16 protein-coding genes are annotated in these 22449 nt (G+C 47.5%); 10 read left to right on the plus strand and 6 right to left on the minus strand.

The annotated features are described in order from the left end of the window. Window positions 1–386: 386 nt before the first annotated feature. The 4 genes from CIK04_RS11205 to CIK04_RS11220 all read right to left on the minus strand — a co-directional run bounded on the left by CIK04_RS11205 (window position 387) and on the right by CIK04_RS11220 (window position 7445). The gene (locus CIK04_RS11205) at window positions 387–2000 is read right to left on the minus strand and encodes a mechanosensitive ion channel family protein (RefSeq protein ID WP_097353173.1); all 1614 of its coding nucleotides are present in this window, start codon (window positions 1998–2000) and stop codon (window positions 387–389) included. A 519-nt stretch (window positions 2001–2519) separates the two neighbouring features. Further along, a complete protein-coding gene (locus CIK04_RS11210; protein WP_017421496.1) occupies window positions 2520–2789 on the minus strand; it encodes a hypothetical protein in 270 nt (89 codons plus the stop codon). Between the two features lie 346 nt (window positions 2790–3135). Beyond that, on the minus strand, window positions 3136–6273 hold the full coding sequence (locus CIK04_RS11215) for an efflux RND transporter permease subunit (RefSeq protein ID WP_039537000.1): 3138 nt from the start codon (window positions 6271–6273) through the stop codon (window positions 3136–3138). 11 nt (window positions 6274–6284) lie between these two features. Further along, window positions 6285–7445, minus strand: coding sequence for an efflux RND transporter periplasmic adaptor subunit (locus CIK04_RS11220; protein WP_097353174.1), 1161 nt, complete (start codon window positions 7443–7445; stop codon window positions 6285–6287). Between the two features lie 405 nt (window positions 7446–7850). On the opposite strand from CIK04_RS11220, the gene CIK04_RS11235 reads away from it, so the two are divergent. From CIK04_RS11235 to CIK04_RS11260, 6 genes are all read left to right on the plus strand, one after another. Beyond that, on the plus strand, window positions 7851–8375 hold the full coding sequence (locus CIK04_RS11235; RefSeq protein WP_039451611.1) for a molybdopterin-dependent oxidoreductase: 525 nt from the start codon (window positions 7851–7853) through the stop codon (window positions 8373–8375). Between the two features lie 8 nt (window positions 8376–8383). After that, window positions 8384–10534 carry an ATP-binding protein gene (locus tag CIK04_RS11240; protein ID WP_097353175.1) on the plus strand — a complete coding sequence of 717 codons (2151 nt, stop codon included), beginning with the start codon at window positions 8384–8386 and terminating at the stop codon, window positions 10532–10534. 97 nt (window positions 10535–10631) lie between these two features. Next, window positions 10632–11033, plus strand: coding sequence for an NUDIX hydrolase (locus CIK04_RS11245; RefSeq protein ID WP_017421490.1), 402 nt, complete (start codon window positions 10632–10634; stop codon window positions 11031–11033). Window positions 11034–11221: 188 nt separating this feature from the next. Then, window positions 11222–11761 (plus strand): YbhB/YbcL family Raf kinase inhibitor-like protein, encoded by a 540-nt coding sequence (locus tag CIK04_RS11250; protein ID WP_017791228.1) that lies wholly within the window; start codon window positions 11222–11224, stop codon window positions 11759–11761. Window positions 11762–11766: 5 nt separating this feature from the next. Further along, window positions 11767–12573 (plus strand): helix-turn-helix transcriptional regulator, encoded by an 807-nt coding sequence (locus tag CIK04_RS11255; protein ID WP_097353176.1) that lies wholly within the window; start codon window positions 11767–11769, stop codon window positions 12571–12573. An 86-nt stretch (window positions 12574–12659) separates the two neighbouring features. Further along, the gene (locus CIK04_RS11260; protein WP_176463323.1) at window positions 12660–14210 is read left to right on the plus strand and encodes a cryptochrome/photolyase family protein; all 1551 of its coding nucleotides are present in this window, start codon (window positions 12660–12662) and stop codon (window positions 14208–14210) included. On the opposite strand, the gene soxR is transcribed toward CIK04_RS11260, so the two are convergent. Further along, window positions 14205–14672, minus strand: coding sequence for a redox-sensitive transcriptional activator SoxR (gene soxR / locus CIK04_RS11265; RefSeq protein WP_017791231.1), 468 nt, complete (start codon window positions 14670–14672; stop codon window positions 14205–14207). The genes CIK04_RS11260 and soxR overlap by 6 nt on opposite strands. A gap of 110 nt (window positions 14673–14782) precedes the next feature. On the opposite strand from soxR, the gene CIK04_RS11270 reads away from it, so the two are divergent. From CIK04_RS11270 to CIK04_RS11285, 4 genes are all read left to right on the plus strand, one after another. Then, on the plus strand, window positions 14783–16018 hold the full coding sequence (locus CIK04_RS11270) for an MFS transporter (RefSeq protein ID WP_097353178.1): 1236 nt from the start codon (window positions 14783–14785) through the stop codon (window positions 16016–16018). A gap of 152 nt (window positions 16019–16170) precedes the next feature. Continuing rightward, complete coding sequence (locus CIK04_RS11275) at window positions 16171–17202, plus strand: AraC family transcriptional regulator (protein WP_097353179.1); 1032 nt, start codon at window positions 16171–16173, stop codon at window positions 17200–17202. 131 nt (window positions 17203–17333) lie between these two features. After that, window positions 17334–19355: an FAD-dependent oxidoreductase gene (locus CIK04_RS11280; protein WP_097353180.1), complete on the plus strand. Its 2022-nt coding sequence runs from the start codon at window positions 17334–17336 to the stop codon at window positions 19353–19355. A gap of 202 nt (window positions 19356–19557) precedes the next feature. After that, window positions 19558–20619 carry a linear amide C-N hydrolase gene (locus CIK04_RS11285; RefSeq protein ID WP_097353181.1) on the plus strand — a complete coding sequence of 354 codons (1062 nt, stop codon included), beginning with the start codon at window positions 19558–19560 and terminating at the stop codon, window positions 20617–20619. Between the two features lie 161 nt (window positions 20620–20780). Here the strand turns inward: CIK04_RS11285 and ptsG are convergent, their stop codons facing one another. Continuing rightward, complete coding sequence (gene ptsG / locus CIK04_RS11290; RefSeq protein ID WP_080533572.1) at window positions 20781–22223, minus strand: glucose-specific PTS transporter subunit IIBC; 1443 nt, start codon at window positions 22221–22223, stop codon at window positions 20781–20783. Between the last annotated feature and the right edge of the window lie 226 nt (window positions 22224–22449).

Here is a 22449-nt window from a genome sequence, read left to right on the forward strand (position 1 = left end):
TCAATGAGAAAATGACGCTACCGTAGCGGGAATTTATGACAAATGCGTGAGCATCTGATGGCATTTTTATGATGAACCGCTGCAATCTTAAGGGCATGGCACACTCTGTGATGAAAACGGTGATGGTTCAGTGTGAGATACGTTGACGAGGGTAGGTTAATGATGACATGACGGCAAGCGTGTCAAGCTCATGCCTGAGCGCTAAATAATACCAATCAATGCAAAACCCGCGATTGCGCAGATTAGAGAAGCGCCCAAAATGTTCAGATGAGCTTGTGCCTCAAGCAACTGAGCAGAATTGGGATGAAGTTGATAGTGAATCGACACCGATGCCCTCTCCAACGAGCTTACTGAGCCCCCTCAATAAGCCCTATTGCGAACAAAAACTAAGGCAGCGCTTGTGCCTCAAACGTGGCAGGCACGATGCGAGAGCCGTTATTTTCAACAATTTCCATGATGCCTAAATGAAGCTCCTGCGCCGCCACTTGGTAGACGGGCAAACTTTTGCTGCCAATGTAGGCAAACACGTTAATTTCCAACCCGTGCGCACCAAAGCCTCTAAAGGTGACACGCAACGGTTTCTTATCCACTTTTTCGTGATTTTCCAGCAGCACTTTGATCTCTTCGATGATGGTTTTCAACTGTGCAGTGGTGGTGCAGTAATCCAAACGAATATCGGTTTTAAAGCGAATTTTCTCTCGCTCGGAGATGTTTTCGATCTCCATTTCCACTAATTTCGCGTTGGGTACATGAATCACCGTGCGGTCAATAGTACGCACTCGGGTACAGCGCAAACCAATCTCTTCAACCGTGCCTCGGATACCGCCAAAGCTGCACAGGTTCCCCACTTTCACTGGCGCCGCAGAGTAAAGCGTCATAGTGCCAATGAAGTTCTCTAACGACTGCTTCGATGCCAGCGCCAGTGCTACGCCACCAACCCCCATACCAGCCAACAGAGCCGTTGCATTGAAGCCGTGGTATTCCATCCAGGACAGTACCGCAAACACCAACAAGATAATGCGGAAGAAAGTGAGAAATGGCCTGACCATCGCTGCGCTTTGCTTGTTACCTTTGCCGATTAGCCGCTCACGCATCGCGTATTGCAGCAGACCAATCAATGCCCACCCTAGCCACAAACTGGCGAGGAAAAAGAGATAACCATTATCGATTAACTCCCGCGCTGTCACGGTTAAGGTGGTGTTTGAGAGCAGAGAGTGATCCAACCCTAGCGCAAGGAAAAACAGCAAAGGCCCGGACAACAAATTAGCCAGATCATCTTTCATCTTCATTTTGCTGCGACGAACAAGCCAGCTCGCGAGCAGAGCAAATGGCGTGATGACTAAAAAGGAGGCACCAAGATAAGCCGAAAGCAGCGCAATCTCCCACAGATTCAGTTTGAAAAGGTACCCACGTGGCACGTTGTCGATGAACCATTCACTCAGTGGCCCATAACCCAACTCTTCATATAACTTGGGGACCATGGTGACGGTCGCGTTCGACACTTTCCAAATTTTCCCTAGGCTTTTGCTCGGTACTTGCTGCAACAACAAGGTGATTTCGGCTTCTTTAATGGTGATCACGCCAAAAGAGTCACGATACTCAGGCAAAAAATCATCATCGGCACCCGCAGGAGAATCGCTGATGTCTTGTAAGTTGATCCAGACATTGCGCTCAATTATCGCATGCAACTGCCGAGCATACTCCGCCCCTTGCTGAGGATTTAGATGAGAAGGTAAGTAACGCATATCAAGGTATTTTGCGGCTTTCGCGTAATCTTGCGCATAAGCGGCCACCAAAAAACCATTTAGAGCACCACGGGGCGTATCACGCTGTAAAGGATCTTTATACTGATAAGGCAACGTCAGATTTGCGTCTGTTGCGGCCGGAGCGCTGCTCGCCTCCTCCGTCATATTGAGCAATAAACTGCTCGGGATCGCTTGAACAATAGGAGAAAAAAAGCCAATAACGAGGAGTAGCACTCTAAGCGCGTTTAAAACCATGTCACATCCATTTGGGTTAGCATTCACAGGCGAATTTTATAGTTGCAATCTCGCACTGACCAGAAATAGTTAACAATGTTAATGAATTGCCATCTTCACGCATCGCAAGAGACAAAATGCGCGCAAGTTAATGTGCACTTTTCATTAAAAATGAAAATAAATTGAAAAATATGAACGCAACATTCGTATGATTAAACGTAAAATCCACATATAAAGTAAGCATAATTTCAACAATTCTGGAATCTATGATTACTGAATTTACATTTTAACAAAGGTAACAAAGGTGTTACTTTACACAGCGCTGGTCAGACTGATTCGAAGCGTCCAATCCCTTGAAAGCTTCTTGACAGGAACAAAATGGATTTTTTGGCGACCATCTCCAAAATGAATAGACACACCAAATATGGTGCCCTTTTTGCCCACGTAACAGCCTATACGTGGGCTTTCTTTTTGTTTGTACCTCAATATTCACGTCTTACAAAAACGCCTTACATTAGAGGCGAAGAGCAACCAAATCCATTACGACTTAGTTTGATCCACTTTCTGACACTTAATGTGCACTAACTGCTCTTGCTCTTCTTTAATGTGCTTCACGAGTTTAGCGTCACGCTCTTCAATCGCTTTTGCATTCTCTTGGTTAATGCTGACGATCGCTTCTTTTTTCATGGCACTCATATCGTATTTCAGTTCTTCACTCCATTGAGTTGTTTCAAGGGAATTAGCCTGTACTACGGACGATGCTGCAAGGATTGCAATCAGACTAGGAACGAAGAGAATTGAAGGTTTCATATTTATTTCCTCACGCTTTGGATTTTTATTACCAACTGCATTCTAGATTGCACTATGCGTGCCAATTTTATAAATATTAAATATCAATCACTTACATCCATGCAAAATCCATATCGATCGGGGTGTTGGCGAAATTTACAAACTGTGTGCAAATTTTACCAATTGTTTCCAAATCACTTTTGCATCGGTGATTCTCACAACGAGCTCAACCGGCTGATTCACATGCTTGATGATCTTTTTTTATGTTTATTTAAAGCGTAGAGGCAATTCTCACTTTGCGCTCACGTAAAACGCAAGGCATAAAAAATGCCGCTCGTAAGCGGCATGGGATAACGATAAATCAGCCTTAAGCGTTCGCTTTACGCAGTGAGGAGAAGCGTCGCCATGGGTAGCAGATACCACGCCACACTTTTCCAAGCAGATGTTTAATGTCTTCCAAGATCAAGTAAAGACATGGCACTAACACCAGCGTCAGCAAGGTAGCAAAGAGCACAGCAAACCCCAGAGCGACGGCCATTGGAATGACAAATCTCGCCTGCAAGCTGGTTTCAAACATGATTGGTAACACCCCAACAAAGGTGGTGATCGAGGTCAGTGTGATCGCGCGAAAACGTGCGCACCCCGCCTGCACCACCGCATCTTTGATCGACATTCCTTCACGGCGCACTTGGTTAACGTAATCCGTCATGACCAAAGAGTCATTGATCACGACCCCCGCAGCCGCAATAAGGCCGAAGGTGGACATCATACTGATATCAAGACCTAACCAGTAATGACCCCAAATAGCACCAGTGAGACTAAACGGAATAACCGACATCACAATCAACGGCTGGGTATAACTCTTCAGTGGCACTGCCAGCAAGATGTAAACAATGATCATCCCCGCGACAAAGAAAATAATCTGTTCATTACGCTGAGCTTGCTGCTCCTCAATGCTGCCGCCAAGCTCCGTTCGGACGCCAGGGAACTTCTCTTTCAATTCAGGCAATAACGACTCTCGTACGGTTTTCACCACTTCATTTGGTTCAACGATTTCCTCATCGATGGAGCCGTATACATAAACTGTTTTGTAACCTTGCTCACGACGAATGCTGCTCACGCCCGGCTGCTCATCAATGGTCACGACATCACCAAGCATTACTTTTTTGCCAGTGGGCGTGGTGATCACCGCGTAACGAAGTGAGGCAAACGCCTCACGCGTCAATTTCGGATAACGCACCATCACCTTCAGCTCTTCTCCATCGCGGATAAAACGTTGTGCTTCACCGCCATAAAAACTGCCGCCAACTTGTTCAGCAATCATGGTGAGATCTAAACCCAAGTCATAAGCCACTGGAGCCAGAGAGAGCAATACTTCTTTACTTCCTGAATCAATGCTTGAGGAGATATCAAACAGGCCATTTTGCTCTTGCAAACGTGTTATCAGGTAACGCCCCGCGGCATTGAGCTGCTCAATATCCGTGCCAAAGAGGCGATAGCCAAACTCATCGCCATCATCGCCACTGTTGGTGGCATCACGAATAGTGAGGCTTTTTACCCCTGCGAGCGTAGGCAGTTTTTCACGCCACATTCTTGAAAGTTCAAAGGTATTAAACGGACGAAGCTCTTCATCCACCAAGGGCACGACAATGCGCCCTTCGGTGCGTCCTCGGTTGTATGAAAGCATGTCGCGTATCATGCCACGTCCATGTTGCGCGATGGTCTCCTCTTCAACCTCGTTGATCACTCGCTCAATCTGTTTCAACGCGTCAATGGTCTGCTCGCTGGAAACGTTGTCGTTCATTTTCACCGTCACCGCAGGAAAATCCGTCGGCACTTTCGGGTTCATGATGATCCGAACATGATTGGAAGTGACCAAACCAACGCTGATCACCAATAAAACCACAAAGAACGCCATCACACTCCAACGCCAATGAGTGCATTTGCGCACAAAGCGCTGGTAAGGCCCATTCACGAAACCAAAGAAACGTGTATTGAAGCGAGCACGCCAGCCATCTGGTTTGATGGGGCTAAATTTGGTGTGCGCTAAGTGAGCCGGAAGAATCAATTTAGACTCAATCAAGCTAAAAATAAGGCAGAGCATCACAACCGCCGCGATGCCGACAAAAAACGCACGCTCAGGGCCTGATGACATCAAAAATGGGGCGAACACCGCAATGGTGGTGAGTACGCCAAAAGTCGCGGGGGTTGCCACCTTTTTCACCCCAGTGATGACATTGTCAACGCCACCGCCCTTTTTCTCGATTTCACTGTAGGCACTTTCGCCTATCACAATCGCATCATCCACCACAATACCCAACACCATGATGAAGGCAAACAGTGAAACGATGTTGATCGTCACGCCAATAAAAGGCATCACCATCACCGCGCCAAGGAAACAAACGGGCAAGCCAATCATTACCCACAGCGCTAAACGCACACGCAAGAAAATACTCAACATGATGGCAACTAAAACAGCCCCTTGCAGGAGGTTTTTCAGCATCATGTCCAAACGCCCTTGCAAGTAGTAAGTCATGTCAACCAGAGTTTTGATTTGCAAATCATCGGGTAGCTGCTCATTTTTATGCGCAATGTAAGCTTTGACCGATTCAGCGACTGGGATCATGTCCTGATCTTTGGTCGCCTTCACCGACAGATAAATCGCATTTTGCCCCGAAAACTGGAAGTAACGCTCAGCTTCGGTAAAGCCATCTTTTATCGTCGCAATGTCTTGCAGTAGGACTTTCGCGCCATTGGCCCCTAACTTGACGGGAATATTGCGGAACTCTTCCCCTTTGTAGTACTGGTTTTCAATCCTGACGGCAATCATGCCGGCGCTTGTGCTCACTTCACCCGCGGAGTAGTTTGCGGAATAGCGGCGAATCGCATTGGTCACGTCGTTTAAGGTCAGGTCATATTTGCGCAGCACGAGCGGATCCACTTCAATCGCAATTTCCTCTTCTGGCGCACTCAACTCCACCAGCATGACGTTTTGCAATTGCAGCAGCTCATCTTCGATCTTCTTCGCGATCGGCTTGAGCTCTTCCAATGGCCGATCTCCGACTAAAGACAGTTCAATCACATCTTGGCGAAACTCATATTGGTAGATGTTGACTGGCTCCATGCCTTTCGGAAAGCTCGCAATGGTGCTGATTCGCTGCTTCACATCATCCAACACCTCTTTGATGTCGGCTTTGACGTTGATCTCCAATGAGATATGCGCGTTGCCGCGCGAGGCGGTAGAAACGGCTTGCTTGATACCCGTCACGTCTTTGAGTGACTCTTCCATTTTTAGCAAGATACTCTCTTCAATCTCTTGAGGAGAAGCACCCGGATAGCTAGCACTAACGTTGATGTAATTCACTTCTATGTTCGGAAACATCTGACGTTGAATGAAAAAGAAACTGACGATCCCCATGATGATGATGAACACCATCAGTAAGTTGGCCGCCACTGAATTGTGCGCGAAATAGCTGATTAGGCCGCGCTGTTGGTTAGATTCCATCCTGCGCTCCTTTAGCCTTGATTTTCTGCGTCAGCGTTTTTTGTCTGAGAGAGCTTTACCGACATGCCTTTTTGTGGATATTCCGGCACTGTGAGGACCAGTTTATCGCTCTGCTCAATACCCTCTGAAATCAGGACGAACTCACCTTCTGAACGCAATACATTGACGCTTCTTGGATAGAGCTGGTTTTCTTCGTTCACGACCCAAACCGTGCGGTTGCTAACCAATTCTTGCGGCAAGCGATAGATGTGTTTGAGCTCTTTGCCTGCAAATTGCACCTCCACGTAGGAGCCGAACTTGATCGCAGGCTTTTGCGAATTAATGCCATACGGGTCATCAATACGAACCACAACGTTGATCATACGTGTGGCGGAATCAATCATCGCCAAGTCACGGTCAATGTTGCCCTCTCTTTCGACTTGGCGAAGCCCTTGCAAACGGATGGTGGCACGAATATTCGACAGTTTTTCAGGCAAGAAAGCACTGTCAAAGCCAGCAATAGGAATGTGAATTTCAGCTGCTTCAATATTGTTGAGTAACGCAACTTCACTGCCCGCGGAAATAAATTGGCCAACCCCTATTTGTCGTGAGACGACTAAAGCATCGTACGGGGCGACCACCTTACAGTTGTCCAGATCGCGCTCTGCTCGTTTGAGCGACGCCAGTGCTGATTTCACCTGCGCTTCCGCACTGAGCAATTGTGGCTTACGCAAATAGAGATCAGACACTTGTTTGTCGCTAAGGTTTTTGGCTTGGCGCTCAGCAACTTTCGCTTTCGCTTTTTCCTCGATCAACACCGCTTTTGCCGACGCTAACTCCGCTTCGGCTTGTAACACAGCCGCTTGGTAGTTGTCCGATTCAATGGAAAACAGCACCTCTCCACGCTTTACAATTCCCCCCGTGACAAAGTTTGGGTGCCAAGACACGACCTCACCAGAGACTTGTGCAGACAAGCGGGTCGTTTCAAAAGGCACCAACTCGCCATGGCTGGTGATCATCACTTTGTGTTCCGTCGGGAGCAGTGGGGCCGTTTCGACAATGGTTTCGACCACAGCCTCTTTTTTATCGTCTGTTTCCGGCCCCGATGCAGCGATGGCTTGATAAGCAACGTATCCGACCCCCAACAGAGCGACAGGTAAAATCCAACGAGCGACATTGTGTAACATGAGCATCCTTATTCTGTGTTTTATTGACCTCGCGAAAAAGTCACGCCAGCGAGGTATTGTTAATTGTTATGTTTTACGTTTCTTTCTTTGATTCGATCTCAAATCCACTTGCCGAACACACTCCAATAGGCAAGATTCATATCAAAAACTCAAAAGATAGACAGCGTAAATACCATGAAATTCCTTTTTTGTAACAATTTTTGTGCCAAATGTTATTTCCACACTTTTCAATCACTTACAAAATAAAGCATTCAAGATAAAAATAACATGCGCGAATATCGCTCACTTTTGGTGATATTGACCAAACACATCTTGACGCTGATGCCGCCATGGCTTTGGACATTTCTCGTTCAATAAGCGCCAGAGTCGGTTTGAAAGGCGGCTTTTTATAACCTATTTTCAAAGGTATGAATGGTTTATGCATCGCTGGAGATGACAATGAAATTTGCTTGGCAAATAGGGATACTCGCGTTGCTCCCAACATTGTGTTTGGCACAAATTTACCCTCCCCCTCAGGGTGACATTTTACTGACCATCAGTGGCAACATTGACAACCGAAACTCTCCGGATGGCTTTGTACTTGATAGAGAAACGCTCGCTTCTTTTGAGCAAGTGACCATTCAAACTGACAATCATGTTGTCGCTTCCGTTTATCAATACCAAGGCCCACGGCTGTCAGATCTACTGAGTTATGTAGGAGCAAAGGGCAGCGAGTTGATTGTGATAGCGTGGGATGATTACGTCGCCACGATTCCAATCGAGGATGTGACCAATTACCCCGTGATCCTCGCCACGCACGAAAATGGCAAAATCATGACGATTGACGATAAAGGCCCGCTATTTGTGGTGTATCCCTTTAGTGACAACCCTGAGTTACGCTTTGACCTTTACTACAATCGCTCCGTTTGGCAAGTCCGTGAAATCAAAGTGGAATGAGGAAATTGATGAAGCAGAGCAGTAAGTTACCCATCCTTGCTATTCTCCTAGTGACGCTAGGTAGCACACTATTTTTCCTTATCGCCGCCGCCTTTTTTTCTTATCAAAACATGACCAGCCAAGCAATGGCGCCGTATGTGTCGATCGTAAACAACAATTTAGGCGCAAAAACCAAGCTGCTGCACATCAAAAGTTCGCTGCAAGATTTCTTAGTCGAACCGTCTGCTGCCAACTTGCAGAAAACTCAAATCCGTACACGCATCATGCGTGCGAGCATTGAAAATGATCTGAAAAGCCACGCCACCATTGAGCTTCATTCTGATTACGGTGATTTTGCGCAACTGGATGCCATGACCCAAGGACTGCATCAATTGACCTCCCGAGTCGCCGCGTTAAAAGAGGTGACTTCAGCTGAAGCCGTGATGCCGAGTTTAATTAGCGAAACCGATACGCTCTATAACCGCTGGAATACCTACACCGCAGAAGTCATTTTGCGGGTTGAACACAATCAGAGTGACTTCCTACTGAGCCGAGAGCAGTTTTATCGTCAACAACATTGGTACTATTTGGCTATCCTCTTTGTCTCTATTTTGATCATCGCGCTCGTCTTCAAACTCTATATCGATCAAGTGCGACTCACCCGTTTTACGCAACAGCAATCCCTCGATATGCAAGAAGCGAAGCGCGCCGCCGAAGCGAGTGCCGAAACCAAGTCCAAATTTCTCGCCAACATTTCTCACGAAGTACGCACGCCACTGAATGCCATCATCGGCTTAAGCGACACCGACCATTATCTCAATGCCAGCGAACAAATTCGCGAGTACATCGATCTGATCCATCGCTCCGGTAAACATCTGCTTGCTTTGATGAACGACATTTTGGACATCAGCAAAATCGACTCTGGCAAGCTGACATTGGAACAAGTGGAATTCTCACTGAAAGACATTGTTGATGACACTCGCGTATTGTTTCACGAGCGAACCCAGCCCCCGGGGGTAGAGAGTTTTATCATCACACCTCAAGATTGCGACATGATTTTCTACGGCGATCCACTGCGCCTGTTCCAAATCATCAGCAATCTCTGTTCAAACGCGATCAAGTTCACTCATGAAGGACAGATCAAAGTGGCGTTCACCGTGCAAAATCGTGGCCCTAACTCGGTGCTGCAAATCTGCGTATCTGACACTGGTATTGGCATTTCAGAAGCGCAGTTGCAAAAGGTGTTTGACGAGTTTGTTCAAGCCGACGATTCAACCACACGAAAATACGGCGGCACAGGACTCGGGTTGGCGATTTGCCAAAAACTGACCAATCTCATGCAAGGCACGTTACGCATAGAAAGCGAACTTAATCGGGGCACCCAGGTGACCTTATCATTAACACTGCCCCTTTTGCATGCATCGCACTTTGAGCCTAAACCACCATGTCCGAGTGATATTTTGGTCCATAATGATGGCAGTGAGTATTACAGCACTATCCAACACGATGTGAACCGATTGGCTTTATTGGCGGAGCATACCCAGCCTTATTTTGTGTATTACCATCACAATCAACGCCTTATCGCGAACATTCTTCCTATCTTATACGAGGAAGCTGGGGGGCGAAAACTGCTGGTGATCACCGATATCGAACAACAGCAGAATCTCGAAAGCAGTGCAAAAGTGGAGTACCTGAGCAAGCCGTATGTTTCTTATCGAATGTATGAACTGCTCCTTGGCAAACCGACCCCATCGTTAGCCACCATCACCATGCCTCACAAAACCTACTTGGATTTGCAGGTCTTGTTGGTAGAAGATGTTCATATTAATCAGTTGGTCGCGACGCACTTTCTGGCTCGCTTAGGCATTGTTCCCGATATGGCCAATAACGGTGAAGAAGCCTTAGCACGGATGAGAAAACAAGCCTACGACTTGGTGTTGATGGACATTCAAATGCCAGTGATGGATGGCTTGCAAGCAATGACAGTAATTCAAGCAGAGCAACTCGCCAAAGGGGCGATGATCATTGCGGTAACGGCCAACGTGTTTGAAGAAGATGAGAAAAAGTACCGACAGGCGGGTTTTGACGATATTCTCGCAAAACCCTTTAATGTTGACGCATTAGAGAGCTTGATCGAAACACATTGCCTCACAAACACAGTGAAAAGCCGCACAGTTTAACAACAAACTTTTCGTCGTTTCGCCATTTCTCTGTTTTTATAAGCCTTCGACTCTCTGTCATACAGAGCTTGTAACAACCGAAGCAGTGAGTAAAAACATGCCCCCTGTACATCCATGCGTCTCCTTTTTATTGATTGATGAAGACAAGGTATTGCTTGAACAGCGCAGCAAGGAAAAGCGCTGTGACCCTGATATGGTAGCCATTCCCGGTGGGCATATGGAAACCGGGGAAAGCCAAACACAAACGCTATTAAGAGAGATCAGCGAAGAGCTTGGCGTCGATGCGTTGGCGTATCACTATCTCTGTTCGCTCTACCATCCGACCTCTGAGCTGCAGTTGCTGCACTATTATGTGGTGACCCAATGGCAAGGCGAGATCCAAAGCCACGAAGCGGACACTGTCTTTTGGAGCAAAGTGACTGACTTCGCCCCAGCGACCGAGGTGGATAAGATCGCACTTAAAGAGCTGCTTCGCTTACAAGCAGAGGGGTTGTTCTAGCTCGCATTGGTGCTCCGCGCACCGTGTGAGCATCAAACGACGCAGCATCACACCGTTACATAAAACCCAGAAAAACAGACCAAAAGAATCATTTACAAGTAAATATTAAAAACAGTGACACTTTCAAGCGAGAAAACAATCCTGAGGTTCTTACAATGGTTCTCATACACCATTAGGAGAACATCAGCATGAAATACTCATCTATCGCACTACTACTGCTTAGCTCTGTTGCCGCATCCACCAGCTATGCTGGCGATTTTAGCCTCACTAGCCATGACATTATGGAAGGGCAACGCATGGCGAAAACCTTTGAATTTACAGGATTTGGTTGTAGCGGCGATAATCTTTCCCCTCAACTGAGCTGGCAAAACGCCCCTAAAGGCACCAAAAGTTTTGCCATCACAGCGTACGACCCAGATGCCCCAACAGGCAGTGGTTGGTGGCATTGGTCTGCCATTGATATCCCAGCCAATGTATCGGAATTACCGCGTGGCGTTGACCTTAAGAAAGTAGGCGCAACGGAGATCCGTAACGACTATGGCGCAAAAGGATTCGGCGGCGTTTGTCCGCCAGAGGGTGATGGCATGCACCGCTATCAATTTACCGTTTGGGCTTTGCCAGAAGCCAAGTTAGACTTAGATAGCAACAGCTCACCCGCTCTAGTGGGTTTTATGCTCAACGCGATGGCGTTAGATAAAGCAACGTTAACCGCAACTTACGTTCGATAATTCGTATGGGAGTGACAATGAAATCATTGATGCAACTTGCCTACTATCGTGGTGTTCACACGCAAGCATTGCGCAATGTGGCGATTCTCACTCCCAGCATTATCCAAATTACCAGTGGCAGTAAACGCCTTTATTGGCAAGAAACCACCTTGGATATTGATGCCCACAGCCTGTTGCTGTGCCGTGCCAATCATGCGCTCCATTTCGAGAATCTTCCTCAAGCCGGGCAGTTTTCATCTCGTCAATTTTGCTTTTCTCTATCACCCACGTCAGAAATGATGTCGTTGAGTGAACGTAATGGCACGACCACACCACATCTCACCCTTCATCACCCTGTGGTTCGCTGTGATAAAGCCCTCAACCATACGTTGAATTTGCTGGCCGGACTGCCGCTTGGCGATTTGAGTGCAGAAACACTCATGTTCTGGCTGTATGGACTCTATCAGCAATTAGCAGAACGAGGGGTGCTGCATTTGATGTTTGCACCACAAGGCCAAAGCTTTGAGCAAAAGCTGAGTGAGTTTATCGCCCAACAGCCGAGTAAAGATCATCAAATTGAAGACGCTTGTCAGCACTTTGCCATCAGCAAAGCGACCTTGATCCGCCGTTTAAAAGAGGAAGGCACTCAATATCGTGAAGTGTTGTCAAAAGTACGGCTTAGCCATGCGCTAAGCCTAATGCAGCAAGGCCATCGTAAAACCGCAGAGTTGTCATTGATGTGCGGATACCAATCGCCAGATAAATTCAGTCAACGCTTTCGCCAGCGCTTTGGACTCTCTCCGAGAGAGTATTGCAAAACACTGCCGAATTAAGCATAGCGCCAGTTTGATCGTTTTTCGCCACGCTTCGTATGCAACAGCAAATCGTATACAACAGCAAAAACACTCGCGAGAAGAAGATGACATTCACTCGGCTACGACTCATTTTAGGCGACCAACTCAATGCGCAGCACTCTTGGTTCGATCAGGTGAGCGATGACACCTTATATCTGATCATCGAACTTAAACAAGAAACCGATTATGTTCCCCATCACGTACAAAAAGTGTGCGCTTTTTTTGCGGCGATGGCGCATTTTTCGGTGACTCTGCAACAACAAGGGCATCTTGTCCGCTACATCGATCTTGATGAGTCGTGTCAACGAGCCACACTGACTGACTGGATTACAGCTCTCTGCCAGCAACACAAAATCACTCATTTTGACTATCAACGTCCTGACGAATATCGTCTTTTACAGCAACTCCAAAATCTATCCATACCAGGTACAACCATTACCTGTGTCGATAGCGAACACTTCATTCTCCCTTTTGATGAAATCGAAGCGCGATTTTCCCAAGCGAAACCCCCTTTGATGGAGCATTTTTATCGCCAAATGCGTAAGCAACATAACGTCTTGTTGGATGATCAGCAAAAACCGTTGGGAGGAAAATGGAACTACGACGCCGATAATCGAAACAAACTCTCGGACAAGGATCGAGATGCACTGCCTACGCCGCTGATGTTTGCCAATCCTGTTGACACCATTCTTCAGCGGCTAGAGCGACACCAGGTGCATTGTATTGGAGAAGCACAAACACCGCTACTCTGGCCAATCAATCGCTCACAAGCATTGACGTTACTGGCACACTTTTGCCAAATCTGCCTACCCTATTTTGGCCGATTTCAAGATGCCATGATCCACCAACATACTGCCTCTTGGAGCCTCTATCACAGCCGGCTCTCCTTTGCCTTAAACAGCAAATTGATCTCTCCTACAGAAGTGATCAACACCGCGATCTCGGCTTATCGACACAATCGAGATGGCATTTCTCTGGCGCAAATAGAGGGGTTTGTGCGGCAGATATTAGGTTGGCGTGAATATCTTCGCGGGATTTACTGGAGCCAGATGCCGCACTATGCCGCACTCAATGCACTGCAAGCCAAACGCACATTACCCTCCTATTTTTGGACCGGCGAGACAAACATGGCTTGCATGCGTGCAGCCATCTCTCAATCACTCACCTTTGCCTACGCACATCACATTCAGCGTCTGATGGTGACGGGGAATTTTGCACTGCTTGCGGGCTGTGACCCTGACGAAGTGGAGCAATGGTATCTTGGCATTTATATCGATGCGATCGAGTGGGTAGAAATGCCCAATACAAGGGGAATGGCTCTTCACGCCGATGGTGGCATCGTGGGCACCAAACCCTATGCTGCCAGCGGCGCTTACATCAATAAAATGAGTGATTACTGCAAACAGTGCCATTACCACGTCACACAGCGCAGTGGGCAAGATGCTTGCCCCATGAATAGCCTTTATTGGCATTTCATCGACCGACATCAAAATCGCTTCTCGCGTAATCCTCGCATGGCTCTGATGGTGAAAAATTGGCAAAACCAAGCCGACGATGAGAAAGCGCGTATTCTTGCCACCGCAAACGCGTATTTAGAGCGTCTTGATAGCTTATAGCTGGCTCACAATCGCGGTAAAATCCTCATCCTCCGGGTTTGTCAGTAACGATTCCCCTTGATGGTTAGCCGCTTTTTCATCTTGAGGATTGCGTAAATTGCAACTTTCAAGAGACAAACAACCACAGCCAATGCAGCCCCCCAAATCGCTCTGCAACGCTTTCAGTTGCAAAATCCGATGCTCTAGCATCGCATGCCAGCCGGTGGCCATGGTTTCCCACTGCGCTTTTGTCGGTGCTTGATGCTTAGGGAGCCCTGCTAACGCTTGGGTAATCTCTTCTAGTGACAGTCCGACCTGCTGAGCCGCTTTGATCACCGCAATACGACGTAACACACTGCGATGGTAGCGTCTTTGATTGCCTTGATTTCGCCAACTGGTGATCAGCCCTTTCTGTTCATAAAAGTGCAACGTCGACACTTTCACTCCCGATCGTTTCGCCACTTCACCTACGCTGATGTCCATTTTGCTTCCTTGCGAGTTTTGAGGCTGTCTCTTTGTCGAATTCGAGCAAAAAAGTGCTTTACCTCAAGTTAAGTTGAGCTTTTAGAGTAGCAACAAATACGTCAGTCGACATGGAGAAAATAATGAATATGCCACCTGCAACACGCAATCGTACCTTGCCTTACCTCACCGGCCTCTTTTTTGATGGGATCTCATCGGGACTGTTTATGATGGCGTTACCATGGATGATGTTACAAACACCCGATATGGGCACGTTTGTTGCTCTCACTGCCTTAACTTGTACCGCTGTGGCTTTTCTCTTTGCTCCCATTTTCGCCACCATTGTTGATCGCCATTCACGCAAAAAAATCTTGGTCGTAAATCAAGCGGTTCAAGCGATGACAGCCTTCGCCATTGCGCTGATTTACAGTTTTGGTCTGACATCACCATGGCTGCTGGCCGCCGCTCAATTGATCTTCTGGCTCTCAAGTAATCTCGGTTGGAACAGCAATAACGCCTTCACGCAGGAAAACTATCAGCGACACGAGTACGCCGCTATTTCTGGTAAACAAGAAATTGTCCTGCAAATGACCACTTTGGGTGCGGGAGGATTAGGGGTAATGCTATTGGAACTTTGGGGAGTGAGAGAGTTTGCGCTCTTTGCGGCCACATCTTCACTGATTGCCACCCTCTGTTATGCGGTGACGCCGTATCGTCGCCAACTACGACAAACTTCTAGTGGACACTTTTGGCATCAAGTAACGGAAAGCCGAGCGATTTTTGCAGCAAAACCAAGGCTGTTTGCGATCGTGCTACTCTCTTGCCTTTCGTACCCTGTCGTCACTTTCTTAGGTAAGTTAGTGCCCATTTGGTTTGCCGAAAATCGCGTATCTGGCCATTGGTTTGCTAGCTACAGCATCGCGTTTGGCGTTGGGGCTCTGCTGACCGGGCTATTTATCCAGCGCTTATTGTCCAAACGCCCATACGCGACCACCATTTTCTATGCCATGGTCGCCCTCACCATCGCGCTGATTGGTATGAGTCTGTTTAACGACCCTTTAAGCCTTATCATCCTCACCCTCGTCTTTGGTTTTTTTAATGCGCTCAATCGCATAGCAAGAACCAACTGGATGCACCACACGATTGCGATCGAACAAAGAGGAAGGGTGGATGGCGGGCTGGCAATGTTCTCAACCTTAGTTCAAAGCTTAAGCTATCTGCTCATTGCCTTGTTGTGCGCTGTGGCTTCCACGGAACTGGGCTTTGTTAGTGCTGCTGTGGTTATCGCTGCGGCTAGCGTCGCTATCTATATGCTGACCAAACCACTTTCAATCACAGTGACCAACAGCCATTTTACTTCACCCTAATGACGAGTTCTGCTCAGTCTGCTCTAATAGAGGGCGCAAAAATACTGGCGATAACAAAGTCAGTAGGCTTTGCATTTTAAGACGGTTCGTATTCCTTTTCATTTGATATCAAAGGTAATGCCTTTTTCTTACATTACTGAGGTTTTGTGTTCATGAATTCACAAGCTGATAGCTTTCAAAGTTCGTTGTCGCTCCATCATGGTTGGGTGACACTTTATGATGCCGCGAAGAAAAATCTCTTGCTAGAACATGACACTAAACCATTGTCTAAAACTAGAGATGGCCGATTAAAACTGAGTGAACTAAGAAGTGAGCTTTATCGCTTAAACCAACTGAGCCAAGATAAGGCATTCCCGATTGTTTGCGCGGATCACGTTGGTCCACTCACGTTTGGCCCATTTAGCTTAGCTTTTTGGACCAGCCCTGATTTGGAAAGTGCACTGAAACTGGCAGAAGAGTTTGCCATCGTAATTGGCTCACCAATCCGGTTAGAGCTGCATCATGACAAGGAGGGAAACAGAGAAGTTTGGATCCTTCACAGCGAAATATTGACCGAAGAGAATCACGTTACCTACCTTGGAATGACCCTCTATATTGCAACAATAGTGCGGATGATTCAGGCGATCAGCCACGATTCTAAAGAGCATTTGACGGTTAAAGTGACTGAAACTCTCCCCCTGCGTCCGGTTTATGACATGCTTCAGCAGCTGATAGGCACCTCGACTGTGTTGGGTAGTCCAGTTCCGCAAATATGGGTGAGCAAAAAAACGCTTTTCCGTCACAATCCTCACCATGATGAAGAGCTCTATTTTAGCGCATTGAACTTGTTACGCAGTAAAGCGGAGTCTCTCAAACAAAACAACCTCATTTTGCAGATATACAACACGCTCAATAAGTTCGACAGTTTGAATCAAGCTTGTGCTTCTTCGGTCGCAGAGAAGTTGTTGATCAGTGTGAGAACCCTTAACCGCCGCCTAGACAGCATCAACACCAGCTATCGTGGGGTTGTCGACAACTACCGAAAAGAAAAAGCGCTCCATTTGCTGAAAACGCCCAGCACCAACATGACAGAAATCGCCTTCCAATTAGGCTATGCCGACTTGAGTACCTTTTCTCGCGCATTTAAACGTTGGACAGGAAAAAGTCCCATGCAGGCTAAAAATTCGATATCGAACGGGGAATGATCTAAATCAAAAGCCTGTTCAATAGTATTTAAAGACAAATCATTGTCCTAAAATGCTAAGAATTAGTCTCAAATCGTTGCTGTAATAGTCTCAATTACGTATTTAAAAGCATACTGTTACGGGGCTTACCAATGTTAAAACAGCAACATAAGCGATTATTTGAACCAATGAAAATTGGCTCATTAATGCTAAAAAACCGCTATTCCATGGCACCCATGGGAACACTGGGTTGTGTCGATGCCGATGGCGCATACAACCAGCGTGGCATCGAGTATTACACTGCTCGCGCTAAAGGGGGCGTAGGCCTGATTATCACAGGCGTGCAGATGGTCGAAAATGAACTCGAGCAGTTTCCAATGCCTTCCCTTCCTTGCCCCACCTATCACCCTACCGCTTATATCCGCAGTGCCAAGGAAATGACCGAAAGGGTACACGCATATGGCACCAAGATTTTTGCTCAACTCACCGCAGGTTGGGGACGTTCTTGCATTCCTGGTTTTACGCCATTGGAGAAATCCATCGCGCCATCAGATGCCCCAAACCGTTTTGACCCCAACATCAAACACCGAGCACTGACCACAGAAGAAGTTCAGTATTTCATCACCAAGTTCATCGAATCTGCCGCAATTGCACAAAAAGCGGGTTTCGATGGTGTGGAAATTCATGCGGTTCACGAAGGTTACCTGCTCGATCAGTTTACGATGGCGTTCTTCAACCAGCGCACAGACCAATACGGCGGCAGTTTTGAAAATCGTTACCGCTTTGCTGTCGAGATCGTGCAAGGGATCAAGGCTGTCTGCGGTCCAAACTTCCCTGTGTCGCTGCGCTACTCAGTCAAAAGCAATATGAAAGGCTTTGGTCAAGGCATCCTGCCAGGTGAACAAGCTGAGGATGTCGGCCGAGATATGGAAGAGGGCTTAAAGGCCGCGAAATACCTTCAAGATGCGGGCTTTGACGCGCTCAACGTGGATGCCGGTACTTATGACTCTTGGTACTGGAACCACCCGCCTAACTACTTTGAACCAGGCATGTACAAGCCGTATTGTCAGGCGGTGTCTGAAGTGGTTGATATTCCCGTTCTCATGGCAGGACGCATGGAAAATCCAGACTTAGCTGCCCATGCCATTGAACACGGTATTGCTGATGGCATCTCAATGGGTCGTCCATTGCTGGCCGATCCGGACGTAGTGAACAAAATCCGTCGAGGACGATTCGAAGAAGTGCGCCCTTGCCTATCTTGTCACCTTGGCTGTTTAGGCCGTATGGCAGAAGTGGGCAACATTTCTTGTGCAGTCAACCCGGCGTGTGGCCGCGAAGCGGATTATCAACTGTTGCCGAGCCACAAAACCAAGAAGGTTGTCGTAGTGGGCGGCGGTGTCGCGGGTATGGAAGCAGCACGAATTGCCGCAGAGCGTGGGCATCAGGTTGTGTTATTTGAAAAGTCGGCGCAACTGGGCGGCAATGTGATCCCAGGTTGCCAACCGCCGTTTAAGCACGATGACAAACAGCTGATTACATGGTTTACCGGTGAGATGCAGCGTAAAAAGGTTGATGTGCGTTTCAATATCACGGCCAATAAAGACACCATTGAGGCCGAAAACCCTGACAGTGTGATCTTTGCAACGGGATCTCGCCCTGTTCGTCCTGAATGGCTTCAAGGACAAGATAAACCGCATGTCATGGTGGCAGAGAAAATGCTGATGTCACCAGAAAGTATTACAGGCAACAGCCTGGTGGTGATTGGTGGTGGCTTAGTGGGCGCAGAAGCGGCTTTATGGATGGCACAGAAAGGTAAAGCAGTGACGTTGGTGGAAGCGGCGAATGACATCATTGGCGGCCCACACGGTACCTGTTTCGCCAATTATCAGATGCTAAAAGAGCTGTTGGTAAAAGAGCAAGTGAATGTCCTTACGTCGACGTCTCTTAAGGCCATTACTGACACGGGCATTGAAGCAGAAAATGCGCAAGGTACATTTGAGCTAAATGCCGGGCATGTTGTGCTGGCATTGGGGTACAAAGCCGACGATCACTTAAACGAAACGTTAGCAAACGAGCTTGATGTTGATGAGGTGTTTAACATCGGTGATAGCCAGCAAGCACGCACCATCATGGCAGCTATCTGGGACGGTTATGAGGTAGCCAGAAGCCTGTAGCACCATTACATTGATGGGGGAAAGAGCGTCTCCCATCAACCATAACCGAGTTGAACTCATACCACGGCGAGACAATGATTTTCTACAGACAGGCTCCGGCATTATTATTGTTTATCTTCTGCAAAATCAGGACGAAAAGAGCTGAGTCGCCAGAAAACATCATAAATAGGATTAGAAGTCCCTTCTTTCTAAGGAAACAAAAATGGCAAACTCTACAAAGAAAACACTTATTGCCGCATCAGTTGCAACGCTTTTGATTGGCATTTCAACCTCTGCATCCGCATGCTCAAGGCTGATTTGGAAGACTGACGAACACGGTGTTTTTGTCAGCCGCACGATGGACTGGATGGAAGAAAACCAACCCACGATAGATGTTCGCCCCAAAGGCCAGAGCTATGTAGGTGCAAAAGGTGAGAATGCCCTCAACTGGACCTCAAAATATGCCTCCATGGGCGTCAGCATCTATGGCGTAGGCTTAGTTGATGGTTTTAACGAAGCCGGTTTCGCTGCCAACGCCCTATTTTTGGATGAAGAAACGGTCGGAACACTCGATAGCAGCAAGCAGCAGCTTGAAAACACGCGCATTATCGCCTATTTCCTAGATAACTTTGCCACTGTCGAAGCGGCAATCAAGAACATTGATCAAATTCAGATCCAGCAGTTCAACCATAACGGCATGGCACTGAAAGGCCACTACTCACTGCAGGACGCTTCCGGCGATTCGGCCATTTTGCAGTTCATTAATGGCCAGTGGCAAATTCACCACGGCGAACAGTACGATGTGATGACCAATAGCCCAGAATATGCCAAACACTTGGAAAACTGGGAAAAAGCAAAGCCTACAGCCAAATCGGACTACAACGCCAAATTTGAACTGCCTGGAAACATCGAGTCCTCCCAACGCTTTGTGTGGAACAAATACATGAAGAGCCAATTGACTGAACCTAGCAGTTACACCAACGGCTTGGCGAAGCTCGATAGCGTGACATACAAGATCCCGCTGGATGCATCGAACCGAGAACTTAACGGTGTCATGACCCCGTACGCGACCGTTTATGGTTTGGTCTACAACCTTGACCAGAAAGTGATGAATGTGCGCTACCAATACGGTGATAGCTATACCCACTTCTCCGTGGACTTCAACAAGGTTAACAATGGCAAAAACTACACCATTGAAGCCGACCGCCCTGATTTGTTCGGAGATGTTACCGCGTTGATGACACCATCGACAGGTGTCATGGCGCAATACAGAACCGATAGATAAACACGCCATAGTGAGCTCATGCTCGTGGTTAAAATACTCACCACTGCACTGGTTTCTATGGAACAAAAATGAAAATAGCCAACCTCCTAAGAGGTTGGCTAGCTTGCCAGACGAAAAACAAACAGGGGGAATGTCAGGAGCTGGCAAGTTAGAACACATCACTATACGGTTGCTAATACTGTGTGAATCTCACTTTTTAAATTGTCGGACTGCGTACCGAAAATTGCTTGCAAACTGTCCCCAATAATTAAGACATCTCGCGCCCCAAGCGCTTTGAGCTTGTTGGCATCCACATGTGAAATATCCTTCACCGACACTCTCAAACGTGTAATACACGCATCTACCGATTTAATGTTGGCCTTGCCTCCTAACGCTGCAACAATGTCCACCGCAATCGCTTCGGGTGCGCCAGCAATCTTCACCTCCACCAACTCCGTTTCACGGCCCGGGGTTTTAAGATCCAACTTGACGATCAAGAAGCGGAATAAACCGTAATACAACGCAGCCCAAATCGGACCGATGATAAAGAACATCCAAGCGTTGGTAGACATTGGGTAGTACAAGAAGAACTGAATCGCCCCGTGTGCAAAGTCGGTACTGTGTTTAATCTCCAGAAAAGCGGTTAGCGCAAAAGCGATGCCGGTCAGGAAAATGTGGATGATATACAACACAGGAGCAACAAACAGGAAGGTAAACTCGATTGGCTCAGTGATACCCGTTAACCAAGACGTAAGCGCCGCAGACATCATCAAGCCACCAACCAGCTTTTTACGCTCTGGTGCTGCACAATGATAAATGGCTAGCGCCGCAGCAGGTAACGCCCACATCGAGTACATAAAGCCGCCCGCCAAGTAACCTGCTGTTTTATCACCAGCAAAGAAACGCGTGAGCTCACCGGTAAACTCTTTCCCGGTTTGTGGATCCACATAGCTCCCCACTTCAAAGAAGAAAGGCGCATTCCAGATATGATGCAAACCAACTGGCAATAGAGAACGCTCACCCGCACCATACACAGCCCAAGCGAGTACTGGATTTTGATACGCCGCCCAATGAGAAAAAACATCTAGCGCTTGGCCTACTGGTGGCCACACAAACGCCAATAGTGCCCCAACAACAATCGCCGTTAATCCGGTAACAATCGGTACAAAGCGTTTGCCAGCAAAAAAGCCTAAGTATTCTGGCAAGCGAATATTATAGAAACGGTTGTACATCAGCGCTGCCACCGCGCCAATAATAATGCCGCCAAACACCCCGGTTTGCAGAGTATTGACCCCCATGATCGTCGCATCGGTTTCCAATCCTCTCAATCCGGTCACAATCCCCAAAGAGGCGTTCATGATGATCAAGCCCACTAAACCCGCCAATGCCGCCGCACCATCATTGCCCTTTGACAACCCTAACGCTACACCAACGGCAAACATCAGTTGCATGTTACCAAACACCCCCTCCCCTGCCGCCAGCATCACTTTGCTGAGTGCTTCGGGGATAAACGCAAACCCAGCGTTACCGATCCCGAGCATCAAGCCCGCCACTGGCAACACCGCCACAGGCAGCATTAACGAGCGGCCTATTTTCTGCAGTTGTCCAAATGCATTACCTAACATATTCCCTCCTAATTGGAGTTAAGAATCCTCACTATCACGTCATTGGATAGCGCCATATTTCCCTTTCAGCGTACTGCGAATTTTTCCGACGAAGGTTACAAAGCGCTATCGGTTTGTAAGCGACCGCTTACAAAAAAACACCTTTGTAAGCAGCAAATTACAACTCTATCGATTGAGTTCATTGGCGAGGCATTGCATCATAACTGCACACAAAACAGACAGTCGT

This window comes from Vibrio sp. 03_296 (assembly GCF_002265885.1).